Consider the following 23,196-nt stretch of genomic DNA (forward strand, 5'->3'; position numbering starts at 1 on the left):
AGATACACCATTTTTGTAATAGTTCCTACATTCCTAGAATTTCACCGCGGAATATGATAAGTGGGAGTTTCCACAGAAACCGTCGCATTGGCGGTTTTCTCCCGTCGTTTAAAATTGTAATACCCCTACATTCCTAAGGTTTTGAGACCGGCTCTAAGTCCATCAGTTCATACAACTACAACGTATTGAACTTCCCCGGAAAAAACGAACACAGTTACAGTTATGCGAATTTTTTTGCACGTCCGTGTCCAGCAACTCGGGGAAGATTCACTTTCTATCAAGCTATCTTTCTGTCTCCCCTGAAGATCCAAAAGAATACCAATTGATCTTTCGGGTCAGATGCATGAAAAACGCTAAAGATGCGAACACCACAACGGAACCGATGAGTAAGGCATAGTCCTCGGAAGATAAAATCACATACAAGAAAGAATATAAACCGAAATAAAATCCTCCGGCAATAAATCCCCTCTTTTTACTTTGTAAAATGGAAGTCGCATAATAAAATATGAGACCGGAAACGGCAAGAGATGCAATCGCATAAGAAAATATAAAACCTAAATGTTCGGACAAAGATAGGTTTAAAACGTAAAATACAACCATAACGAATCCGATCATCAGATATTGAAATGGATGAAGAATTTTTCCTCCGAAAATTTCCAATAAAAAGAAAAGAGCAAAACTAGCCGCGATCAATAAAATCGCGTATTTGATAGATCTATCTAATTTTAAATAATGGTCCACAGGAACGATCAAACGAACTCCAAGTCCGGAAGATAAGATAGTGCCCAAAGTGGAACGTTCCTCGGAAGAAATTACTTGCGGATAATTTCTAGAGAAATAAGAAGATTCCCAAGTTGCTTGAAATCCGTTTTCAGAAATACTTCTTTCTTTTGGTAAAAGACTTCCTTCAAAAGACGGATCTTTCCAATTCGAAGAAATCTGGATCTTAGTTTCTTTACCCAGAGGGATTAAACCTATAGAATCGGAACCTTGAATCGGAATTTGAATTTGAAACGTAAGAGGAAACTTAAAATCCAAAAGATTCATCTTAGAATGTAAACCGGATGTAAAATGTTCGGAAGAAGAACCCGGTTGAAACGTTTTTTCCTTTTCAGCTAAAAACAATTTAACGTCATTTCCAATTCCCTTGGCGTCATTGACAACAACGACCATCGTTGCTTCCGCCCAGAAAATCTTTTTTGTATTCATTGGAAAATCGGAAACCGACGGTTGTTTAAAATTCCCTTGGAACTTTACATTTCCATGATATAGAACCGCTTCATAAATTCCTCTCTTTCGCTTTTCTGCTTTTAAATCCGTCTCTAACTGGAGTTTTTCCGGAAGAAAATACATTTTTTTGAATACGTCTACTTGAGCACGAGTTTCCTTTCCGTGCTCATCTTCTCTTTTTTCTTCTTCGAGCGCTTGATAAGGGATCACTAAAAAAGGGCCGGCCATCTCCTGTTTACCACCCCATTTGGAACTCATTTCCCCTACCGCTTCTCCGGCTCTTTCCTGTCTTTCAAAAACCAACGAACCGACCAAGTTGATCGGAATCAACAATAAACCAAGCATTATTCCTAAAATTAAAACCCTAAAACTTACAGACGATTGAATTTTAAACATATTATTTTCTCCAATGATCAATCCGCGCATCCATCATCTTCGTGCGTCCGGTATGATTGTTCCCACCATTTCATTTTTTCTTCCCTGCTCAAAATGTCACTCTTACTCAAATGGGCTTTTTCCACTAAGATTCTTCCTCGACTTTCCCAGACCATATAAGTCGGAATTAAAAGTCCGATCAAAAATACGGAAAAGAACAACATCCTGATACTTACAAAAGATTGAATTTTAATCATACTACCTACCCTTGCCTTAAGAGTATGTAACGTAAGAATGAGAAACTGATGGGCGAATTGTGAGGATTGTGTGAGAATTTTAGGACTCGCACTTAGAGCCGGTCTCAATACCTCAGATGTCGGAACGTAAGCGGGAGTGTAACAACAATAAAGTCTACTCAAAAGCCAATAAATAGCCGAAGAGACTTAATCTGTGGGAACTCCTTCGTTTTGTGAAAAATTCGAGATGATACTCCACCGAAGTTTTGAGACCGATTCTTATTAGAAACTATCTCAAAAACATCTTAGAATGATCGGCATCCGCATTTCAAGCAAAGATAAAGTATTTTTGAGATAACTTCCAATCCTCATTAAACAACCTGAATTTTGAAAGAAATTCTATATTGGGACAAAGAATTTGCCGTTAAAATCCGTAGTTAAAAACCGGTTCTATTGTTGAAATTTTTTTTTGAAACAAATCCGAGCGACTACACCCATTGAAGTTCCGTTTTTTATTTGCAAATCCGCATCGTGTAATTTTGCGATTTCTCTTACAAATGCCAAACCCAATCCGGAACTTTTACGTCCAGTGTCAGGACGAGGCAAAGAATAGAATTTCTCAAAAATTCTTTCCAAAGCATACGATGGAATTCCAGAACCGGAGTCTTCCACTTCTAAAAAGGGAAATCCGTTTTTTTTACCGCAACGAACCGTAATTTCAGACCCCGAGTTTGAAAAATCCAATGCGTTCTGAACTAAATTCCGAAGAGCCATTCCTAAAAAGAAAGAATTTCCTTCCACCCATACGGCCTCGGTTAACTCTTTTAGTTTTATTTTTTTTCGAACGGCTTCCGAAATAGAAGAAACAACCGTCTCTCGAACCAAGTCTTGTAAATTGAGATTCGAAGTTTTTTCCAACTGAGATTGATTTTCCAAAGAACTGAGTTCTAAAAGTTTCTCTAAAATCGTTTGGATTCTTTTTCCTTCCAATTGAATATTAGAAATTAAAAATTCCAATCGATCCGGGTTTTCGATAATCAACTCCGAAGAAGCAAGTAAAGAGGACAAAGGACTCTTGATCTCGTGAGTCATGGATTGTACATAATTTTCCACGTATTCCTTTCCCGCAAGTTCCCGAAACAATCTGTCCATTTCCTCTCCCAATCCTCGTATTTCGGGCACGCTGATTTTCGGAAAAGGAACCCGCTTTTGAAACCTTAGAGCCGAAACATATTCGGATAATTTTCGAATCGGTGAAAACAAAAAATATAAAATGCTAATAAACAAAACAATTATAGAAAGAGCCACATACAAACTCAGATTCCAAAATTTTTTTCGGGTTGATTCGATAAAAGGAATCAGACTTTTTTTGGGTTTGATTACCGTAACCGCGCCGATGATTTTTCCGTTTTTTCGGATCGGGGCTGCGATAAACAATCCTTTATCGGATTCTGAAATCGTTAAGGGACTAGACCTAGCTCCGTATTTCCCTTGTAAGGTGAGATATACGTCGTTCTTTTTGGAATAATCGAGTCCCTTTCTAATTCCTTCCGAATCGTAGATTACAATTCCACGCTCATCAACCACATACAATTGTAAATCCATCTTTTTCTTGGTGATTTCGAAAATTTTAGAATTTAATTTTTTTTCTTTAGAGATTCTTAATATAGGAGAAAACACACGCTCGCTCGTTTTTTCCAAGGAAACGTTTTTTTGAAATAGCTCACTTTCCAATAAAGAGACTAAAAGATACGCCGTATCGTTTAAAGATTCCTCCACGGTTTCCATATAACGCGGTCGAATCGAATCCTCGATTTTATCCACGAAGTAATAATAACCCGCAAAAAAGGCAAAAAAAAAACCGATTACAATTCGTATCCAAAGACTCATAATATTTCCTTCAATCCGTAACCTTGGGCTCGTCTAGTTTCTATCGGATCCGTATCCGGTCGAATTTCCTTCAACCTGGATCGAATGTTTTTGATTACAGTATCCACGGCCCGATCAAAACTCTCTTCTGGTTCCGTCCAAACACTGTCCATAATTTCTTCCCGAGTGAAAATTTTTCCGGGTCGCTTTAAAAATAAAAGAAGTGTTTTGTATTCGTAAGGAGTCAAAGTTAAAGATTTTCCGTAATAATAAATAATCTTACGATCCTCGTCCGTTAAAAACTCGATTTGTTTCTTTTCGGAGCTTCCGTCGTATCTTCTCAAAACGGCTTTGATTCTAGCAACCAACTCTCTAGGACTAAACGGTTTTACCATATAATCGTCCGCGCCTAGTTCCAAACCGAGAACCCGGTCCAGTTCCGATTCCCTGGCAGTCAGTAAAATGACCGGGATGGAGTTTTTCTTTCTCAGCTCTTTCAAAATTTCAAAACCGTTTCCATCCGGAAGTCCTACATCCAATACCAACAGATCGGGAGATTCTTTTAAAAGTGAAAGACATTCCTTACCGGTCATCGCGGAGATCATTTTAAAACCTTCCGATTCTAAAACGACTCGAATCGTATCTCGAATCCCCGGTTCGTCTTCCGTGAGTAAAATCGTACGCATACAATAAATGAAAATTCGACTCTTCTTTTACGAAAAGAAGTTTTTGTCTAGAAGCTATCTCGAAAATATCTTAGAATGACTGACATCCGAATTTCAAGCAAAGATAAAGTATTTTTGAGATAACTTCCAATCCAAATCTTCGGATTTTTTTTTAAGTGGAAACGAAATCGGTTTGCATAAGTCGCTTCTGGAAAGATACTTTGCGATTGTTTTCAAAATCTAATTTTATGAACAACCATCCCAAAACCAAAAAAGAAACCCTGGATCTTTTCGAACTCTACAAACAAATGCTCCTCATCCGAAGATTCGAGGAAGGCGCCGCAAAATCCTACAGCACCGGGAAGATCGGCGGATTCTGCCACCTCTACATAGGTCAAGAAGCGGTCGGAGTCGGATCGATCGCGGCTCTTCAAAAACAAGACTACATCGTTTCCACGTACAGAGACCACGGTCACGCACTTGCAAGAGGTTTGGACCCGAAGGCTTTGATGGCGGAACTCTTCGGAAAAAAAACGGGAATCTCCAGTGGCTATGGAGGTTCCATGCACTTCTTTGATAAGAGCAAACGGTTTATGGGCGGACATGGAATTGTGGGGGGTCATATCTCTCTCGCCGCCGGAATTGCGTATGCGTCCAAATTTAAAAACGAGAACTCGGTCACGATTTGTTTTTTCGGAGAAGGTGCGGCCAACATCGGTTCCTTTCACGAAGGAATGAATCTCGCCGCAATCTGGAAACTTCCCCTCGTGATGATCTGCGAAAACAATCACTACGCAATGGGAACTCCCGAATATCGCGCGTTATCCGTAAAAGACGTTTCGATTCGTGCAGGCGCATATGACATTGCAAGAGATCACATCGAGGGAGACGAAGTTCGTAAAGTCCGAGATCACGTCAGTGTTGCCGTCGAACGAGCGCGCAGAGGAGAAGGCCCTACTCTTATGGAAATTTCCACATATCGATTTCGAGGTCATTCCATGTCCGATCCCGCGAAATACAGAACCAAGGAAGAATTGGATCGTTACAAACAAAGCGATCCTTTGCTCCGAGCCAAACAGGATCTTCTCCATTCGGAATGGACGGAAGAAGAATTAGAAAAACTTGATATAGATCTATTGGCTCAGGTGGAAGACTCGATAACGTTTGCGGATCAGAGCGAAGAACCGCCGTTAGGTTGGTTGTATAAAAACGTCTACGCGGAGAATGTGTGATGGCTATCTTAACATACAGAGAAGCTCTCAACCGCGCGATGTGCGAAGAGATGGATAAGGATCCGAACATCTTTCTCATGGGAGAAGAAGTCGGTCACTACGACGGAGCCTACAAGGTTTCGCAAGGAATGCTCGCGAAATACGGAGAAAAAAGAGTCATCGATACTCCTATCTCCGAAAACGGTTTTGCCGGAGTGGGAATCGGCGCCGCAATGGTCGGCCTTCGCCCCATCATCGAATTTATGACCTGGAACTTTTCACTCGTGGCGATCGATCAGATCATCAACTCGGCCGCCAAGATGAACTACATGAGCGCGGGTCAGTTTCCGATTCCGATCGTATTTCGGGGCGCGGGTGGCGCGGGTGGAAGATTGGCGGCTCAACATTCTCAATCGTTTGAAAGTTGGTATGCGCATATCCCCGGTTTGAAAGTGATCGCGCCTTATACTCCCGCGGACGCTTGCGGACTTTTAAAAACCGCGATCCGGGACAACAACCCTACGATCTTTATCGAAAGCGAAGTGTTATACGGAAGCAGAGGGGAAGTTCCCGATCAGGAATATTCGATTCCCTTCGGAAAGGCGGATCTCAAACGAGAAGGTTCGGATATAACGATTGTTAGCTGGTCGAGAGCCTTGCAATACGTTCTTCCCGCGGCCGAACGGCTTTCGCAGGAAGGAATTTCAGTGGAAGTTTTGGATCTCAGATCCATTCGCCCCTTGGACGAGGAAACGATCTACGCTTCCGTTCGTAAAACGAATCGAGCTTTGATCGTGGAAGAAGGCTGGGAAGTGGCCGGTTTCGGATCGCAAGTCGCTTATCTCATTCAAAAGAATTCCTTCGACGATCTCGACGCACCGGTAGAGCGCATAACGCAAGAAGATGTTCCGATGCCGTATGCCGCAAATTTGGAAAAGGCCTCTCTTCCGAGTGAAGAAAAAATCATCGCGAAAGTCCGAGAGATGCTCGAATAACGGAGCAAGGAAGATTCAAAATGGCTAAAATTGCAGAAATGACCCAGCTCAGTCCCACGATGTCGGAAGGGAAGATCGTCCGTTGGCTCAAACAAAAAGGAGACGCGGTTTCTCCCGGAGAAATCATCGCGGAGGTGGAAACGGACAAAGCCGTCATGGAAATGGAAGCGTTTGAAACCGGAGTTCTTTTGGAAGTTTTGGCTCCGGAAGGAAGCCTTCTCCCCGTCGGAGCCCCCGTCGCAATCATCGGGAAATCAGGAGAAGATGTTTCCGCGTTAGTCGAAACCGCAAAGAAATCCATTTCCACTAAAAAGGAAGGTTCCGCCGCGCCTAGCCAAACTTCAACCTCAACACAAAGCACGTCATCCTCAACAGCTCCGACTTCTTCCGCACAAAGTGGAACTTCTGCCTCAACGTCCAGCGCAGGGAAAAATCTCGAAACAAAAACAAGCGTTTCTCTTTCGCAGAATACCGGAAACAGCGGCATAACCGCAAACGAAGAACGAACTTACGGATTCAAAACGTCGCCCTCATTCGGCCCGGGAGAATCGGAACATTCTCCTGTTCGATCCACACGCGGCGGACGTCCGATCAAAGCCTCCCCTTTGGCAAAAAATCTCGCCCTTCAAAAAGGAATCAATCTCACAGAAGTGATCGGCTCCGGTCCCGGAGGAAGGATCATCAAACGAGACATTCTCTCCTATCAGTCAGGTGGCGGAAATACTTTTGTTAAGCGACAAGACCGTAAGTTGGAAATCACGGGAATGAGAAAGACAATCGCTTCCCGTCTTGCACATTCCACTTCGACCATCCCTCATTTTTATCTTACGACGGAATTGGATGCGGGTCCGATCGACGATCTCAGAAACTCCATCAATAGGGATCTCGGACTCAGCGGCCAGGGAAAAGTCAGCGTAAACGATCTCATTCTCAAAGCGTGTTCTTATACTTTGTTGCAAGTCCCGGAAGTGAATTCTTCCTGGAGAGAAGATCATATCTTAGAGCACGGAAGAGTCGATATCGGAGTCGCAGTTTCTATCGAAGGAGGTCTCATTACTCCTTATATTCGAAACGCAGAAGAGAAATCCGTCCTCGAAATCAGTCGAGAGATAAAAGAACTTGCATCCCGGGCAAGAGACAGAAAACTCAAACCGGGGGAATACACGGACGGCACCTTTACCGTCTCCAACCTCGGAATGTTTGGAGTCTCTTCCTTCACCGCGGTCATCAACGAACCCGAAGCGGCAATTCTTGCGGTAGGCGCTCTCGTTGAAAAACCGGTGCTCAAGGCTGGAAACATCGTTCCGGGAAAAATCTTGAACGTTACGCTTTCTTGTGATCACAGAGTCATAGATGGAGCGACGGGATCTAGATTTCTTTCCTTATTCCGAGAGCTTATGGAGCATCCCCTTCGCCTACTTACAGGCTAAGGATTTTATTTTAGTGGAAAAAGAATCGGCTCGAAAAGAAAAAATCAGAAAATCAGCCCTGCTCCTTCTCTCTTTAAATAAAGAAGACGCCGCCAAAGTTCTATCGAAACTCGACGATTCCATGATCGAAGAGATCATCCTGGAAATGGCACAGATTAAAACGGTTTCCAAAAAGGAAAAAGAAGAAGTTCTCTTAGAGTTTAAGAATTCAGTTCTTCCCGGCGACGGAGAAATCAAAGGTGGTATGGACGCGGCTCGGGAAATTCTACAACAATCTCTAGGAAAAGAAAAAGCGGAAAATATTCTCGGTAAACTTTCCCGAAAAGATATAGAAGATGATTTTTCATTCTTAAGCGAAGCCGAACCGGGAACCCTTGCAAGCCTGCTTCAACACGAATCTCCCCAAACAGTCGCGGTTACTCTCGCGTTCATGAGTCCCAAAAAAGCCGCCGACATTCTAAAATTTTTTCCTAGCGAACTGCAAGCAAGTGTCGCCTATCGTCTTGCAAATACGACGAAAACCCATCCTGATGCGATCAAAGAAATTGCAAGGGTCTTAAAGAAAAAATACGAACAAAGAGATCGTTCCGAATACAGCGAGGCGGGAGGAGCGGAAGCACTTGCAAACATTCTCAATCATATGGATAAATCCCAAGAAGAGAACATTCTCAAAGAGTTAGAAGCGAATTCTCCGGAGCTCGCAAAACAGGTCAAAGAGAAGTTATACACCTTTGAAGACGTTCTCGCTTTGGATCAGAAGGAAATGAGAATTCTAATCAACCGTTTAAATGACGACGACTGCCTCAGTATGGCTCTGCGTGGAGCCGGAGACGAACTCAGAAATCATTTCCTGAACGCCATGTCCCGAAACCGGGCTGCGGAAATTTTGGACATGATGGAAATCAGAGGCAAACTCACCTTACGGGAAATCAACGACGCAAGAAACGTCATCTTAAATCTCATCCGGGAATTGGAAGAAGAAGGAACCATCTTCGTTAAAAAGGACGGAGAGGAATATATTTAAACATTTGCGGGAATTAGATTTTTATTTTTCCCAGAAATTAGTTCGTATGTCGCTTCGAAATCCATGATTGAATTTGCGACATGAAACGTTACGCTAAACCGATTCTAAACGAAGCCCACTTTCAGTTGATTCGTATAGATTGAATCCGATCCCGTCATATGAATCAGGAGAAATAGACATGAACCATTCCACCCATAACAATTTAGAAAAATCGCTTCAAAACCCATCGGAAGTTCGAATTTTAGATTTAAGCTCGCAAGAACTCGAAACTCTTCCAGAAGAAATCGGAACATTTCAGAATTTAGAAAAGTTGATTTTATTTAGAAATCGACTTACAGCTATTCCAAAAGAAATAGGAAAACTCCGGAATCTAGAAACTTTGATATTAGCCGAAAATAGACTTAAAACCATTCCGAATGAAATTGAACAACTCCAAAATCTGAAAACTTTAGACCTATACGAAAATAAACTCTCGAATCTCCCGAATGGAATCGGAAAACTTGAAAATTTAAAAGAATTGAATTTAAGCGGAAATCAATTGTCGGTTCTCCCAATCGCACAACTACAGAATTTGGAAATTTTAGAATTGTTTAGAAACCAATTCACAACTCTTCCGAAAGAAATAACTGAACTTAAGAATCTACAAATTCTTAATTTATTTGAAAACAAAATCAAAATTCTTCCTAAGGAAATCTCGCAGCTATCGAATTTAATCTGGTTGGACTTAGGCAAGAATAAGATTGAACGTTTATCATTGGATTTTAAAGGATTTCAGAATTTGAAATCCTTAAACCTGCTCGACAACAAACTCGAACATTTATCCGCAGATATCGCGCAATTAAAATCATTAGAATTTTTGAATTTAAATTACAATCGTTTTAAGATTCTTCCGGAAGAAATTTTACAATTGGAGAATTTGCAAGTTCTGGAATTGACCGGCAATCAGCTTACATCCCTTCCGGAAGAAATCGGAAAATTGGAAAAACTCGAATCTCTGTTTGTAGAAGGGAATCGACTCACAACTCTTCCGAACGGAATCGGACATCTTAGAAATCTGAAAATTTTACATTTAGAACAAAACCGGCTTACCACGCTTCCTGAAGAAATGAGAGCTCTTCAGAATCTAAAGGAGTTATATTTACAAAATTCTAATTCTTTTCCTGAAAAAGAAAGAATTCGGAAACTCCTTCCGAAATGTGAAATTTTTTTTGAACCTGCGTAGAAATTATCTGAGTCTTTTAAAATTTTCGTTTATTCAAGATTTCTATCAAAGATTATTAGCTTCCTGTTCGTAAATACTCGCTTCTTTTTCACAATGTTCCGCTAATTTTTTATATTTTTTGTGTTCTTCAATAGAAGAAATCGCTTTTCCACCCTTACTCAGATTGGATAGGCTTTTATACCTTTCCGCAAGATCCTTATGGTCCTTCGCTTTCTTAATTAAATATTCCTTTGCGATCTTTTTTAATTCCGGATTCGTTGCCTCTTTGATTAACAATTCTTCTATTTCCGAAATTGCAAAGATTCCACTGGAAAATCCAAATAGGAAAAGTATTAAAATTATAATCTTTTTCATGATTTCCTCTCCAAATACGTTTATAACCTCATATTTTCCACGAAAAAAGCCTCGAGTCTATTCAAAAACAAACAAAGTTTTCTATTTCATAGGTGAATCATATACGTAAGCTCGGTCTAATCTCGCCTATACAATAAAATGTCAGTGAGTAATCAAAGAGAGTTAAGATAAAATGCGATCCTTGCATGTGTATTCTGCTTGAGTTTCCCGCAGAGCATGCATAAGTTAGTCGTCTCGTCAGAAGCAACAGAAGACAAACACCATACAGCTTAGCTGTGCCGATCCCCTTTGGGTTTGGGTTAGAACCTATCTAAAAGAGTAAGCTCCACGGCGTCTTAGTCGCGGTTCGTCCATCCATGGGTTCGCTTCGCGTTTTTACGCTTTTTACGAAAGCGAAAAACTCTCTCGCTTCTAAGCTTCGAGTCCTTAAATATTTGTAGACGTTAAATGGAATTTTAAAAAGGAAAATCTCGGAGCTGACGGGACTCGCCATTACGCACTCTTTCATCATGAAAGAGTAAGCTCCACGGCGTCTTAGTCGCGGTTCGTCCATCCATGGGTTCGCTTCGCGTTTTTACGCTTTTTACGAAAGCGAAAAACTCTCTCGCTTCTAAGCTTCGAGTCCTTAAATATTTGTAGACGTTAAATGGAATTTTAAAAAGGAAAATCTCGGAGCTGACGGGACTCGCCATTACGCACTCTTTCATCATGAAAGAGTAAGCTCCACGGCGTCTTAGTCGCGGCTCGTCCATCCATGGGTTCGCTTCGCGTTTTTACGCTTTTTACGAAAGCGAAAAACTCTCTCGCTTCTAAGCTTCGAGTCCTTAAACACTTGTGACGTTAAATGGAATTTTAAAGAGGAAAATCTCGGAGCTGACGGGACTCGAACCCGCGACATCCTGCGTGACAGGCAGGCACTCTAACCAGCTGAGCTACAGCTCCTTATTCTCTCGATACTTTTTCAAAAGAATATCTCCGGTCAATCGATTTCACTTAAATTAATTCGAAAAATTCTATTCCTGAAATTCATTCTTTCATTTACTGGAATACAGAATTCTCTCCATAAAAATATTGGAACGAAAATAAAAATGATCGTTCAGGAAAAAAAACCCCAGGAACTTTTAGAAGACAGAATCTTCACCATTTCCAATTTGCTTTCGATCAGTAGAGTTTTTCTTTTACCTTTTTTCATCACTTTCACAAAAACTTATATGGCTTCGTCGGAAAAAACTGAATTCCTAGTTTATGCCGTACTTACATGTCTTTTAGCGGTCCTTACCGATTATCTCGATGGATTTCTTGCAAGGCTCCTCCATCAAGAATCCGTTCTTGGTAGATACTTAGATCCTATCTGCGACAAGATTGTGACAATCGGAGGACTTTTAGTCATCGTTCATTATTTTCGGTTTCCACTTTGGATCCTAATCGCTTACATCATCCGCGAAATTTTAGGAATCTGGCTGGGAAGCTTTCTTTATCTGAAACGGGGAATTCAAGGAAAACCGAATTGGTGGGGAAAATTCGGAGTCGGGCTCGTAGCGCTCACAGTTCTATGGTATATGTGTATTCCTCTTATTGAATTTCAAATTCCAGGAGAAAGTATTCTGAAACACCCCGAAATCTCCGGTTATATTCTCGTTCTAATCCTTTGTACGGGAATCTTCGCTTATTCCAAACGTTACTGGGATATCGTATTTCATCCGGAAAAAATTCAAATCGACCCAGCGGATAAAAAGACTCGAAAGAAATACGAATTGGTTTGATCGTAAGTTCCTTGACTCCCAAAACTCTTTTCTCATTCTGTCATTGCAACTCCGCTCGGGTGGTGGAATTGGTAGACACGCAAGCTTGAGGTGCTTGTGCCGTTTAGGTGTAGGGGTTCGAGTCCCCTCTCGAGCAAAAATTCTTCTCTTTTTAAACAAACTTACTATTAATAATATCGGGACTCGAAGCGAACTTTGGTAAATCGTTTCGAGCTGTATTGCGCCCCATAGAAAGCAATACATCAGTATCGTATTTTTTCCTGATCCTTTCTATTCTTCAAAAAAGCTAAGGCTGTTCATTTCAAAAAGTTTCAATGGATAAAATTTCAGTAAACAAATGAAACTCGAAAATTTGAAAATAATTCACGCAACAACAAAATAACCCAAATAACCCAAATAACCCAAATAACCCAAATAACCCAAATAACCCAAATAACCCAAATAACCCAAATAACCCAAATAACCCAAATAACCCAAATAACCCAAATAACCCAAATAACCCAAATAACATAAAATCAAAATATAATAAATTATTTTCGTCTTATATTTTATTATTTGACATATATAACAATTAACCAGTCCTATGTTGCCATATATGTCAAATTTGTTTAGAAAATTTACATTGATTGTGTTTTTGTCAACAATCATTCATTGCAAGAATCAAAAAGGGGATCAAGACACCCCGGCCATTTCACTTCAAATAATGAGCCTCTTTTCTCAAAATAGTTCTCCAATAAGTCATTCCGGTGAGGGAAACGGTGAATCAACAAACCTCCAGGGTTCTCGGTTAGTTTCAAAATTCCAACTTAATCCGGAAATTTTCGAGAACGTAGGTTTCCTTTACACCCGAAACTTGAATTTCCCCGAATTACGTAGAATTCAGGATTTTTCGGTGGTTCATTTAAACGATTCTGTTCGCGATACGAGTCTTCTACAGGCCGATGTGAATCTTTTCATCCTAGATTCGCCAAAAGGAAACGTTATTTATTCCAATTCAAATCAAAGTATTCGGTATTTTCATGACGATCGTATCGAAAACTATAAACAAATTTACGTTCTTCCCAACGGAAAAATCCTCTTCATTTCCTCTGATAACCTTTTAGATCTGTGTTACACATACAATGCAACTGGTAACATTACCTTTACTCCAAATTGTACCAAAACGAATATAAGTGCCTATTCAATTTTTGAATTTAAGCCGGATAACGGAGAAGTGATTTTATTGGATCACCAGAAGCGTTTAAAAAAATTCAATATAACCGACAATTCTTTAACCGCTTTGAACATAAATCCGCAACCGGCAGAAATTTTTTCTTTAGCCTATAATAACGGTTTCCTAGGTATTTTAGAAAACAAAGGGACTAAATTAACTTTATTCTCCGAAGGAAACGGACGATTCAATTTTACAAACTCCCTAGAAGACTTTTCCTTCGTTACACAAAAAGGAATCAGGTACAACTCCCCTCAATTTTTAAGCATCGCAGTCAATTCAAGCGGCGTCATCTACACAACTTGCCCTTCCGAAGATGCGATCTATTCATTCGACGAAGATTTAAGAATCACCGACGTTTACGAATTTCTTCCAGAGATAAGGCCTTATAAAAAAATTATCAATCCCCATAAGATCTTAATCTCAAAAAGGAACGAATACCTTTATGTTTCCAATCGATCTGCCTTAGAAATTTTGAAAGACTCTGCAAATAATCCAAGCGAAGACTTTCAATGGATTTTACCGGTTCAATCGGATTCCATTGAAAACGCATTTAAGAATTTAGTGAACTCAGGCGGATATGATCCGAACAAAAGTATCTTCGATCAGCCCGGCATAAAAGAAATCGTTCAATCTTGGAAGGGGAATTTGTGAAAAAAAACTATTTTCCGAAACTATTAGTAATCGTCGCAGTTATTGGTTTAGGCTACAGTTATTACAATTGTAAAATCAGCAAAGAACAATTAAAAAACATTTTAATTGGAACGTGTACATTTTGGCCCGCAGATTGGGGAGCCAAACCTCCAGTGTGTGCATTTGTAAGTCAAGCGACTACAAGCTTGCGTAGCCCAGCTTGCAAAGGATGTGAATATGGATTTGCATTCGGTTCTTGCAAACAGGATGAAATCGGATATGGTTCTCCTTATGGTTATTCATCCCACTGGGAAACAAATCCTAACGGAAAATATTGTGGAAAAACGGTCGAGCTTCCTAACGGTTCGACGGGCTGTATGGATGTAAGTACTTGTGTTAAATCTGATGGTGGAATAGCCCAAAATTACCATAACTCTGAATATATCAATGATACTAATTTTATTCCTCTACCTCCAATCCTAAAAGCTCTAAGTCCTTCCAATACCGCGAGAATTTACCAAAGTTCTCCGATTCAAATTCAATTTGATAAATCCACTCAATCGGATTCCTTTACATTTTCCGGCCCGATTGGCTCCAGTATCGGGAATCAATTTCAGATCAATCGAGTTGATCTTTTTAACGATAGACTTGTCATCCCAGGCCAATCGAACCGAGCCGTGGGCGTAGGAAGAACGTTAAGCGTAAAAGGCTTAGATATCGACGGTAAAGAAATCAATGTAACGCTCGTGTATTCGGTTCAACAAGATGGTGTTCCAATGGATCCAACAACTTCGACATGCCAACCGGAATGCCAAGTGAATTGGTTGAACTCTTATTCCATACAATTCAGTGCTTCGGGAGGATTTCCACCTTATCAATGGTACATTGCCGGAGATCCGAATGTGTATCCGCCCGGAGTGAATTTATCGACTTCCGGCCTACTGACCGGACCTGCAACCGCAAATTTTTTAGGTTTGTACCCGTTCTCCGTGATCGTTATCGATGCAACCGGAAATATACAAGCTTTTCCGGTCGTAATCAATTCCATTGATGAAATTGCGGCTTGTTTCTTTGCCGGGATTTGCGGATAAAAAAGAAAACAATAAATATCCATTCAAGTAGAGTGAGTAAAAAACCATGAATATCAATAAGAATTTAATACTTTCCGTTCTGTTTTTATCCTTCGTTTCATGCGAAAACTTTAATAAACCGAAAGAGAACAAAATTACAATGAATAATTTTGAGGATCTCTTTTTACTCGGCTCTACTTTAAAAATGAACACCCTCATACGAGTCGACAACCAAAGAGACATTCCCGTTACGGCGGCGATCTACGATAATTCCGCTTGTGACCCGAATACTACCCCGAAGTATCCTGGACTTCCAGTTGTTTACGATTTTGGAACTATTTCCCCTCGTTCCCAATCCTCTGTCAAAATTCTTCCGTTGGCGAGTTATCCAACCAACCCCAACGATTGGACCGGCGGAAGATTAGTTGAATTATTTGCCAGAATTAACCTCACTTACTGTGAGAGAAACAGCTTTTTAGTAAGCACCTCTTCCGATCAAATCGGTTACATCTGGCAGGTAATTCGGGATTCTCCGACCGCGTTTCATAATAATTTTGAAATCAGGAGGGCCGTTTTTGTCCCTCCTAATATGGAATAAGAAAATTTTGTTTATCCTATGGATTGAATTCCTTTACTTCCGGAAAACTCATTTTTCCCCCGCTTCCGAAGACTTGCGAATCATTTAAAATGCCATTTTTCAAGAAACATTTTGGTCGGAATTCAATGATTGTATTTGTGATCTGCTTCTCGAATCTGAGCGCGGCGGAATTGCTTTTAAAGAACGGAGATTCCTTTATCGGATCCGTAATTGAAGAGACGGAAGTAAAAACGAGGTTTTTATGGAAAGGAGAAGAATATGAAATTCCCAAATCCGATATTTCTTCGATTGACAGAAAGAAAAAAGGAGCAGACGCCTCTTACCGCTATTCTTCCCTCAAGTTAAAAGACGGAAGTGTAATTGTAGGCGTTGTAGTCGAAGAATCGGTAGAGCTAATCGTCATAAAAACGAATTTAGGTTTTATTAATATTGAAAAACAGAAACTCGCAGAAGCATATTCAAACATAGAACCCCACCCGAAATTAGATCGAAAATACCTATCTTATCTTAGTAAAATTTGGAACAATCGATTCGGATTCAGTATGAACGTTTTAGCAAACCATTCTCCAATTTCCCGATCAAACCCTGCATCCTACGGAGGTTCTCTTTTTATCGAACCTTCCGCTTTCGATTTTTCCGGTTACCGGTTATCTTTTCGAATGGATTATTTTCAATCTAAGACCTCGGAATCGAATTACTTATTTCTAAATCAGTTTGTCTATTTCAACAAAGGAAAAATGTTCTTCGACAATCCCAGATTGAATTTTTATTTTAATATCGGATTAGGCGCCTCGATTACAAGTTTTTCAGGAAATGGAGAACAACGTAACGGAGTAAGCCCTTCTACAATTTTAGGTTTCGGATGGCAGGGAATTAATTTTCGTTCGATTCAACTTCGAATCGGAATCAACTCGTTTTGTACATTGGAAAGGGCCGGTACATTTTGCGCGACAGGAATCGAATTGGGGGCGATGTATTTGTTATGAGATACTTAACCCTTATATTCACATTATTTTGGTCGTGTGGAGATTCCACTTTATTCGAGGGGAGTAAGGCCCGCAAAAACAATGTCGAAAGTATTTTCTTTCTAAACATAGGACCGAATTCGGCAACTTTAGCCTGGAATTGCGAAGAAGAAATGGACGCTTACGTTACTTATGGAAGAGAAACTTTGGATAAAATAATTCCTAGTTTAAATTTCGGAAAATCGCATATAGTCACCCTAAACGGACTCATTCCACAAACGGATTACGTCTATACCGTTTCTTGCGGAAAGAATCTCGACGATATAACTTGGATTAACAGCTTTCAATCCTCAGTGAGCGACGATCCGATCAAAACCAGAGGTATTTGGCTTATAGGCGGTATAGGAATGGACGGGAATCCGATTTCACAAATCGATTTGTATGATCCGGTGGAAAACCGATGGTATCCTAATATTACGCAAATGCCAACTCCGAGAGCTTTCGCAAATATTACTGCGCATAAAAATAAAATCTATGTCATGGGCGGTTTGACAAAGTCCGGAACTTCTTTCAACGCTACCGATCGAGTGGATGAATATGATCCATTTTTAAATTTATGGAGAACCCTTTCTCCGATGCCAGATACTCACCAAAGTGGCAATTCCTTATCGATTGAAAATTCAATCGTAATCATAGCCGGAACCACATCCGAGGCGATGCAAACAGGCACATTGATAAATACTGTTTACGAATTCTCCCCTTCCTTAGGAACGTGGACAAAATACGTTTCCAATAGTGCAATCTTCCAGAGAATCGACATGACTTCCTGTAATGCAGGGAGTTCACTCTTTTTTGCCGGAGGTAGAAGGACGTCGGACGGAAGCCCTTTCGCTACTTCCGACGGATATATTCCGGGCATAAGTTCCACAACCTTTATCGTCGAAAGTCCGTTGAACGTAGCCCGACACGGATCAGCTGTTGCTTGTTATATTCCCAATTCAAAAGATCCTTTTCCATCGGATCCCCCGGCAATCTTAATAGCGGGAGGATCTACTTCATCAAATTTAATCCAACCTTCCTCTGGGATTTTGCCGACAAATTCATTCGAATATAGCCGAATCAATCCCTCCGCTTTCAATTCTTATGCTACCCTTCCATACAACCTTTATTACCCTTCCATGGAAATTTCATACGACCGTCGAAGTGCATTTGTTTTTGGCGGCGAAACATCCTTAGGTAGCTTAAGCGACGAGGTTTTCAGCCTAGATCTTTCCGCTCCCACTACCTCTCAATGGCAATTCGTACATTCTAAAATGCCACTTCCAAGATACGGCCACAAATCGATTCTATTGAGTCATTAACATGAAAGGAACTTTTATCTATTTACTCATTCTACTTTTCGCCTTTGATCTCATCGGAGAAGAATTTAGCAAACCGTATCAAAGTATAAAATCTTATATTGAAAGAGGAAATCTAAAAACTGCACAGGAAAGTTTATCGGATTTTTTAAAAATTTATCCAGACGACGCGGTTTTACAATTATATCAGAACAAATTGTGGATTGCTTATGCGGACAGTTTTTTTCAAAAAGGATCCATCGACTTAGCTTTGAGTTACTATTCGAAAGTTGATAAGGAATGGGCAAACAATCCTCACGTTAAAAGTCAGATTCGAAAATGCCTTAACAACTTAAACAGTATTCCAAAAGGAAAAAATTTAAGACTGCCCGCAAGAATTATCGAAAATACGGAAAGAGTCTCTCCTGTTTCAATAATTCCTACTAATGAAGGAATATCAAGTGGTTTAGAAGAGATTAAAGATCAAATTAGTAACGTTCAATGGATTACTTTTTTAAATTTGGGAATTCTTTTGACACTCCTAGGTTATTCCGTGTTTTTTAGAAAAAGATAAGAAGATTTCAGACGAGTGAGGTTGTTGCCGCTCGAACGCATGAAAAGAATACCGTAATCAAATCAGTTTGTTTCAAAAGTTAGAATGTAGGACCTTCTTAAAAAACCAACAATTCCGGATTCGGTACAATTTTGTAAGAACTTCTCTATTTGAACGTGAATTCGCGGAGAAAATGAGAAAAAATTTTCTAGAACTATTTCAAAAATATCTTAGAATGATTGGAATCGACGTTTTAAGCAAAGATAAAGTGTTTTGAGAAGCTTCTAATATAAAATGAATTTTTCATAGGACGATCGCTTTGAAAACGGTGATTTCATCTAGATTTGACCTTAGAATCTAAATTTTTGGATTTTTATAGAGACGCCCTAAAAGTATGAGTTCCTACAATTTTAGAATTTGTTCGTAAAATGATGATTACAGTAGTTCTCGTATTTCAGGAATCGATCTGTAAAGTTTAGATTCCAACTTTTTTAGAAAAATGAATTTCCAACCACCGAACTTACGTTAACTAAAATAGCTCGTGACCTGAAACACTTTCGTAAAAAGCGTTTCACCTTAGAGCCGGTCTCAAAACCTGAAGAAAAATATCTCTAAACGATCCGGCAAATTTTTAAAAAACGTGAGAGTTCCCACAGAAACCGTCGTATTGAAGGTTTTTTCCCGTCGTTTAAAATTAGAGTTGTTGAAAAATTAATTCTTCATCTGTTTCCGTTTCATAAAAACGGTCGATTCAAGCAGTTTCGTTAATCTGAATTATGGAATTTTTCAACAACTCTATTGTAATAGCTCCTACATTCCTAAGGTTTTGAGACGGGTTCTAAGTTTTTTCAAACGAAAGTGTTGTTCCTGCGAATTGTAGCATAATAATCGCTTTCGCATTAGTTATACCGAATTGACGTTAAAAAACTACAAAAGTTCCAATACGCAACTCGTCATCTTATCGAAAAATTCTATCTCGATGGAAGCCTTTCCAAAAAATGAGAAAAATGATAAGCGACAAAGCTTATGTTCTATGAAATCACGATTTTTCAATTTTCCAAAATGCTCAAAAATCTAAAACTTATCCTGAAACACGCAGAACCTAAAAAGTTCAATACCCAAGTCCTACCGAACTTTAGGTCGGCCCCCGATCAGTTCCATCTATCAAACAGATTCAAACCGTCTGCGATACGGCAAAACCGGATCGATATCGGAAAGAAAAATTACCTCGGCAAAATGCCGCTTAAAAGTAAACCACACTCACAGAGGACTTCTTGAAACAGTCTTTCGTAATTCTAAGATGGCCGATTTTTTGGATCGGAACGTTTTGGATCACATTCAATGTTTGTAATTCTCCTTTTCGGGAACCCAAAACCTCCTCAAAAACAAATCCGAACGGAATCCCGATTCTTATCTATCACGAGATCGTAACCGATCCCAAAAAAGAATCCGGAGAAACCGTGATTTCTCTGCAAAAGTTCGAAGAACAGATGAAATATCTTTTTTCCAAAGGTTATAACCCGATTACGATGAAAGACCTTCTTTCTTATATACGGAAAGAAAAAGTTTTACCGGACAAGTCCGTGGTTTTAAACTTCGACGACGGTTGGAAAAACGTCTTAAACGCAGTTCCAGTACTCAATCGATACTCCTTTCCGGCTTCTTTTTGGATCATAGCCGGCCCGAAGGGTATTGGAAACGGAGAATATCTGGAATGGTCCGACATCCAAGAACTTGCCAAGAATCCTCGATTTGAAATCGGATCTCATACCTACAGCCACCCCTGGAATCCAAATGATAACTTGGTGACTTGGGTCGACAACCGTGTCGATGGAAAAAGTGAAAAAGATGCCCTCTTTGAACTGAAAGAATCCAAAAGAATTCTAGAATCCAAGTTAGACATCCTTGTCGACTATATAGCTTGGCCCTGCGGCTGGTATAATGATAAACTCGTACAGTTAGCGGTGCAGTCAGGTTATAAAGCGATACTTACGACGGAGGATGGAACCAATCTACCGGGGGGAGATCCTTTGAGAATCAAACGTGTCTTCATAGATGGAAAATGTGATCTTACTTCTTTTATTAAACAATTGGAAAATCCAAGATACATCGTATGCCAAAAGTCTAAAAAACCCACACAGGGAAATTCTCCCTATTCCTATTAAAATTTTTTAAATTTATCTCCCAAAATAAATTTTTCTTTCTTGGAGAATTATTATGATTTCATCGTGGAAGTATAGTTTTGTTTATTGTAAATCTAAGTAAATTTGAATGAGCATCACTGCAACGGAATCCACACATTTGAAGAACAGCCGATATTACCGGAACCAAATCTGGATCACAAAAATTTTTCTTCTCTTAACAATCGTCGCCTGCTCTTTCGCGGGTTTCGAGATGTTTGGAATTTTCTGGGAACAGCTTCTTGATCATAGACCGTTCGCGGCTATAGGACAAGTCGCGTTTTTCATCACCATCACCCTTCTGACTTACGGTAACTTCGTTTATCAATTTACCCGAATCGGCTACTTCAAAAGACTTTTGAAACATTCCCCCATAAGCCGGGCAGAGTTAGAAAAAATCTATAAACAGGATTGTCCTCCCTTGGTGGTATTGGTCCCTTCCTACAAGGAAGAGTTAGATGTCGTTCGCGAAACTCTTCTTTCTGCGGCACTTCAAGATTATCCGAATCGGAGAGTCGTATTACTCATCGACGATCCTCCAAAACCAAAAAGTTATGCGGATTTTGAATCTCTACAAAATATGAGAGCGTTACCGAATTCTCTCCAAAGGAAATTCAACGATACTGCTTATCCTTTCATTCAAGCCCGGAAGGAATATCTGGAACGTAAGTTTGCCCACAAATCGAAACCTTTGAAAGAAACGGAACGTTTGATTCAACTTTATAAGGACGTCACTTTTTGGTTTCAAAATCAAGTGAACTCATACGACGATCCTGCGATCCAAAAGGAACTACCGGAACATATCCGCGCTTTTATGAGGGATTTCTTTTTTAAGGAATGGAGCATACTTCATTTAGAGAGAGTTTCCGAACTGGAGTCGCTTTGGGCGAAAGGCGGAGCCGATTCGAAAAGAATCGAAAAAGAATACAATCGTCTTGCGTCTTTATTTTGCGTAAATTTTTCCACTTTTGAAAGAAAGAAATACCTGAACCTTTCCCATCTTCCCAACAAAGCAATGAACCTGAACAGCTACATAGCCCTCTTGGGAAAAAGATGGAAAGAACGAGAAGATTCTCACGGAATTTTTTTGGAAGAATCCAACAATACCGATTTTTCTTTTGAAATTCCCGAGGCGGATTTGCTCGTTACCTTAGACGCAGACAGTGTTCTTCTCCCCGATTACATTCTGAAATTGTCCCACGTCCTGTCCTCTCCCAAAAATGAAAAAATCGCCGTGGCACAGACTCCTTACAGTTCTTTTTCAGGATCGCTTAACGTTTTAGAAAACATGGCCGGAGCGACCACAGACATTCAGTATCAGATTCATCAAGGGTTCACTCATTTCGGAGCCACGTTCTGGGTAGGTGCAAACGCGATGCTTCGCTACAAAGCCCTTCTGGATATCAGGACCGTTTACGAAGAACGCGGTTTTCAAATTCATAAATACATTCAAGATAACACGGTCATCGAAGACACGGAATCAAGCATCGATCTTTTAGATGTAAATTGGAATCTCTATAACTATCCGGAAAGGCTCGCTTACAGTGCAACTCCTCCTGACTTCGGATCACTTTTAATTCAAAGAAGAAGATGGGCTAATGGAGGTCTCATCATTCTTCCAAAACTTCTTCGTTACGTATTTCGACGACCCTGGAGTTTTGTAAAATTCATGGAAGCTTTTTTTCGAGTCCACTATCTCGGATCGATCGCGGCAGTGAACATAGGCCTTGTCATTCTTATGGGCAGTCCTCTGGGAGAAGGAATGGAAACGTATTGGATAGCGGTCTCTTCTCTTCCATATTTCATCTTATACGGGATGGACTTAGTAAGAATCGGATATAAGTGGATAGATCTAATTCAGGTCTATTCTCTCAACTTACTCTTGATTCCCGTAAACTTAGCTGGTGTTTTCATGTCGATCAACCAGGCAATTACGGGAAAGCAAATCCCATTCAGTAGAACTCCGAAAGTGATCGGCAGGACTGCGATTCCCGCCCTTTACGTAGTCGCCGAATATTCTCTTTTAGCCCAATTGCTTTTCGGATTTATCACGAACTATCTGCACAAAAACTGGATTTATTCGATCTACAACTTAGGAAACGCTTTCCTCCTAGGTTATGGAATCATTAAGTTTATAGGGCTCCGATTCTGTTGGGAAGACATTCTGCTTTCCATAAATAAACCTCCGGTGGAGATCTCTGAAAAGGTCGCTCATTTGGTAGAACCCAGGGTTACAATCGATCTGGAAGGAGAACCATAATCTACAAACAAAAAAT

Annotated in this window: 20 protein-coding genes, 2 tRNA genes and 2 pseudogenes; 17 read left to right on the forward strand and 7 right to left on the reverse strand. The window is 40.1% G+C overall.

Annotation, left to right across the window (positions count from 1 at the left end; all coding sequences use genetic code 11):
- Window positions 1-282: 282 nt before the first annotated feature.
- From creD to CLV95_RS00880, 4 genes and pseudogenes are all read right to left on the reverse strand, one after another.
- Entirely contained in the window at window positions 283-1,656 is a 1,374-nt protein-coding gene (creD, locus tag CLV95_RS00865; protein WP_002731761.1) for a cell envelope integrity protein CreD, read from the reverse strand.
- The gene (locus tag CLV95_RS00870; protein WP_002721850.1) at window positions 1,644-1,862 is read right to left on the reverse strand and encodes a hypothetical protein; all 219 of its coding nucleotides are present in this window, start codon (window positions 1,860-1,862) and stop codon (window positions 1,644-1,646) included. Before CLV95_RS00870 ends, creD begins: the two co-directional genes overlap by 13 nt.
- Before the next feature lie 429 nt (window positions 1,863-2,291).
- Window positions 2,292-3,723: pseudogene (gene creC / locus CLV95_RS00875) on the reverse strand (two-component system sensor histidine kinase CreC).
- A 4-nt stretch (window positions 3,724-3,727) separates the two neighbouring features.
- A complete protein-coding gene (locus CLV95_RS00880; protein ID WP_002727130.1) occupies window positions 3,728-4,396 on the reverse strand; it encodes a response regulator in 669 nt (222 codons plus the stop codon).
- Window positions 4,397-4,623: 227 nt separating this feature from the next.
- Between CLV95_RS00880 and pdhA the strand changes: the two genes are divergently transcribed.
- The 5 genes from pdhA to CLV95_RS00905 all read left to right on the forward strand — a co-directional run bounded on the left by pdhA (window position 4,624) and on the right by CLV95_RS00905 (window position 10,257).
- A complete protein-coding gene (gene pdhA / locus CLV95_RS00885) occupies window positions 4,624-5,607 on the forward strand; it encodes a pyruvate dehydrogenase (acetyl-transferring) E1 component subunit alpha (protein WP_002731697.1) in 984 nt (327 codons plus the stop codon).
- Window positions 5,607-6,581, forward strand: a complete 975-nt coding sequence (locus CLV95_RS00890; RefSeq protein ID WP_002727177.1) for a pyruvate dehydrogenase complex E1 component subunit beta — start codon at window positions 5,607-5,609, stop codon at window positions 6,579-6,581. The genes pdhA and CLV95_RS00890 overlap by 1 nt, the downstream gene beginning before the upstream one ends.
- Window positions 6,582-6,601: 20 nt before the next feature.
- Complete coding sequence (locus CLV95_RS00895; RefSeq protein WP_002731927.1) at window positions 6,602-8,011, forward strand: dihydrolipoamide acetyltransferase family protein; 1,410 nt, start codon at window positions 6,602-6,604, stop codon at window positions 8,009-8,011.
- Window positions 8,012-8,024: 13 nt separating this feature from the next.
- Complete coding sequence (gene fliG / locus CLV95_RS00900; protein ID WP_002731856.1) at window positions 8,025-9,035, forward strand: flagellar motor switch protein FliG; 1,011 nt, start codon at window positions 8,025-8,027, stop codon at window positions 9,033-9,035.
- A gap of 178 nt (window positions 9,036-9,213) precedes the next feature.
- The gene (locus CLV95_RS00905; protein WP_002766916.1) at window positions 9,214-10,257 is read left to right on the forward strand and encodes a leucine-rich repeat domain-containing protein; all 1,044 of its coding nucleotides are present in this window, start codon (window positions 9,214-9,216) and stop codon (window positions 10,255-10,257) included.
- Between the two features lie 45 nt (window positions 10,258-10,302).
- Here CLV95_RS00905 and CLV95_RS00910 read toward each other — a convergent pair whose 3' ends face one another.
- Both CLV95_RS00910 and CLV95_RS00925 read right to left on the reverse strand, forming a co-directional pair.
- Complete coding sequence (locus tag CLV95_RS00910; RefSeq protein WP_002727185.1) at window positions 10,303-10,611, reverse strand: LIC_10421 family protein; 309 nt, start codon at window positions 10,609-10,611, stop codon at window positions 10,303-10,305.
- An 868-nt stretch (window positions 10,612-11,479) separates the two neighbouring features.
- Window positions 11,480-11,553 (reverse strand) — tRNA-Asp (locus CLV95_RS00925).
- Between the two features lie 146 nt (window positions 11,554-11,699).
- Between CLV95_RS00925 and CLV95_RS00930 the strand changes: the two genes are divergently transcribed.
- Both CLV95_RS00930 and CLV95_RS00935 read left to right on the forward strand, forming a co-directional pair.
- Window positions 11,700-12,374, forward strand: coding sequence for a CDP-alcohol phosphatidyltransferase family protein (locus tag CLV95_RS00930; RefSeq protein ID WP_002727127.1), 675 nt, complete (start codon window positions 11,700-11,702; stop codon window positions 12,372-12,374).
- A gap of 53 nt (window positions 12,375-12,427) precedes the next feature.
- Window positions 12,428-12,510, forward strand: a tRNA-Leu gene (locus CLV95_RS00935).
- Window positions 12,511-12,737: 227 nt separating this feature from the next.
- On the opposite strand, the gene CLV95_RS18680 is transcribed toward CLV95_RS00935, so the two are convergent.
- Window positions 12,738-12,893 carry a hypothetical protein gene (locus tag CLV95_RS18680; RefSeq protein WP_017853484.1) on the reverse strand — a complete coding sequence of 52 codons (156 nt, stop codon included), beginning with the start codon at window positions 12,891-12,893 and terminating at the stop codon, window positions 12,738-12,740.
- Between the two features lie 127 nt (window positions 12,894-13,020).
- On the opposite strand from CLV95_RS18680, the gene CLV95_RS00945 reads away from it, so the two are divergent.
- The 10 genes and pseudogenes from CLV95_RS00945 to CLV95_RS00990 all read left to right on the forward strand — a co-directional run bounded on the left by CLV95_RS00945 (window position 13,021) and on the right by CLV95_RS00990 (window position 23,180).
- Window positions 13,021-14,238, forward strand: coding sequence for an LIC_11904 family protein (locus CLV95_RS00945; RefSeq protein WP_026054905.1), 1,218 nt, complete (start codon window positions 13,021-13,023; stop codon window positions 14,236-14,238).
- On the forward strand, window positions 14,220-15,308 hold the full coding sequence (locus CLV95_RS00950; RefSeq protein WP_002731860.1) for a hypothetical protein: 1,089 nt from the start codon (window positions 14,220-14,222) through the stop codon (window positions 15,306-15,308). Before CLV95_RS00945 ends, CLV95_RS00950 begins: the two co-directional genes overlap by 19 nt.
- 46 nt (window positions 15,309-15,354) lie before the next feature.
- Window positions 15,355-15,885, forward strand: coding sequence for a hypothetical protein (locus tag CLV95_RS00955; RefSeq protein ID WP_002731797.1), 531 nt, complete (start codon window positions 15,355-15,357; stop codon window positions 15,883-15,885).
- On the forward strand, window positions 15,882-16,871 hold the full coding sequence (locus CLV95_RS00960; RefSeq protein WP_369746715.1) for an LA_3334 family protein: 990 nt from the start codon (window positions 15,882-15,884) through the stop codon (window positions 16,869-16,871). Before CLV95_RS00955 ends, CLV95_RS00960 begins: the two co-directional genes overlap by 4 nt.
- Complete coding sequence (locus CLV95_RS00965; RefSeq protein WP_002731768.1) at window positions 16,868-18,211, forward strand: Kelch repeat-containing protein; 1,344 nt, start codon at window positions 16,868-16,870, stop codon at window positions 18,209-18,211. Before CLV95_RS00960 ends, CLV95_RS00965 begins: the two co-directional genes overlap by 4 nt.
- Before the next feature lies 1 nt (window position 18,212).
- Entirely contained in the window at window positions 18,213-18,761 is a 549-nt protein-coding gene (locus tag CLV95_RS00970; RefSeq protein ID WP_002731871.1) for a tetratricopeptide repeat protein, read from the forward strand.
- Window positions 18,762-18,828: 67 nt separating this feature from the next.
- Window positions 18,829-19,017, forward strand: a complete 189-nt coding sequence (locus tag CLV95_RS00975; protein WP_002727174.1) for a hypothetical protein — start codon at window positions 18,829-18,831, stop codon at window positions 19,015-19,017.
- A 749-nt stretch (window positions 19,018-19,766) separates the two neighbouring features.
- A pseudogene (locus CLV95_RS00980) lies at window positions 19,767-19,939 on the forward strand (DUF1993 family protein); the annotation flags it as partial.
- Between the two features lie 75 nt (window positions 19,940-20,014).
- A complete protein-coding gene (locus tag CLV95_RS00985; RefSeq protein ID WP_002727139.1) occupies window positions 20,015-20,905 on the forward strand; it encodes a polysaccharide deacetylase family protein in 891 nt (296 codons plus the stop codon).
- Between the two features lie 136 nt (window positions 20,906-21,041).
- Entirely contained in the window at window positions 21,042-23,180 is a 2,139-nt protein-coding gene (locus CLV95_RS00990) for a glycosyltransferase family 2 protein (RefSeq protein WP_002727157.1), read from the forward strand.
- Window positions 23,181-23,196 lie beyond the last annotated feature (16 nt).

The organism is Leptospira borgpetersenii serovar Javanica (genome assembly GCF_003046425.1).
Classification (GTDB): Bacteria; Spirochaetota; Leptospiria; order Leptospirales; family Leptospiraceae; genus Leptospira; species Leptospira borgpetersenii.

Coding starts and splice junctions, on each gene's coding strand:
- creD (WP_002731761.1), bottom strand. CDS start 1,656: ATGCGCGGATTGATCATTGGAGAAAATAATATGTTTAAAATTCAATCG.
- CLV95_RS00870 (WP_002721850.1), bottom strand. CDS start 1,862: ATGATTAAAATTCAATCTTTTGTAAGTATCAGGATGTTGTTCTTTTCC.
- CLV95_RS00880 (WP_002727130.1), bottom strand. CDS start 4,396: ATGCGTACGATTTTACTCACGGAAGACGAACCGGGGATTCGAGATACG.
- pdhA (WP_002731697.1), top strand. CDS start 4,624: ATGAACAACCATCCCAAAACCAAAAAAGAAACCCTGGATCTTTTCGAA.
- CLV95_RS00890 (WP_002727177.1), top strand. CDS start 5,607: ATGGCTATCTTAACATACAGAGAAGCTCTCAACCGCGCGATGTGCGAA.
- CLV95_RS00895 (WP_002731927.1), top strand. CDS start 6,602: ATGGCTAAAATTGCAGAAATGACCCAGCTCAGTCCCACGATGTCGGAA.
- CLV95_RS00905 (WP_002766916.1), top strand. CDS start 9,214: ATGAACCATTCCACCCATAACAATTTAGAAAAATCGCTTCAAAACCCA.
- CLV95_RS00910 (WP_002727185.1), bottom strand. CDS start 10,611: ATGAAAAAGATTATAATTTTAATACTTTTCCTATTTGGATTTTCCAGT.
- CLV95_RS00930 (WP_002727127.1), top strand. CDS start 11,700: ATGATCGTTCAGGAAAAAAAACCCCAGGAACTTTTAGAAGACAGAATC.
- CLV95_RS00955 (WP_002731797.1), top strand. CDS start 15,355: ATGAATATCAATAAGAATTTAATACTTTCCGTTCTGTTTTTATCCTTC.
- CLV95_RS00965 (WP_002731768.1), top strand. CDS start 16,868: ATGAGATACTTAACCCTTATATTCACATTATTTTGGTCGTGTGGAGAT.
- CLV95_RS00970 (WP_002731871.1), top strand. CDS start 18,213: ATGAAAGGAACTTTTATCTATTTACTCATTCTACTTTTCGCCTTTGAT.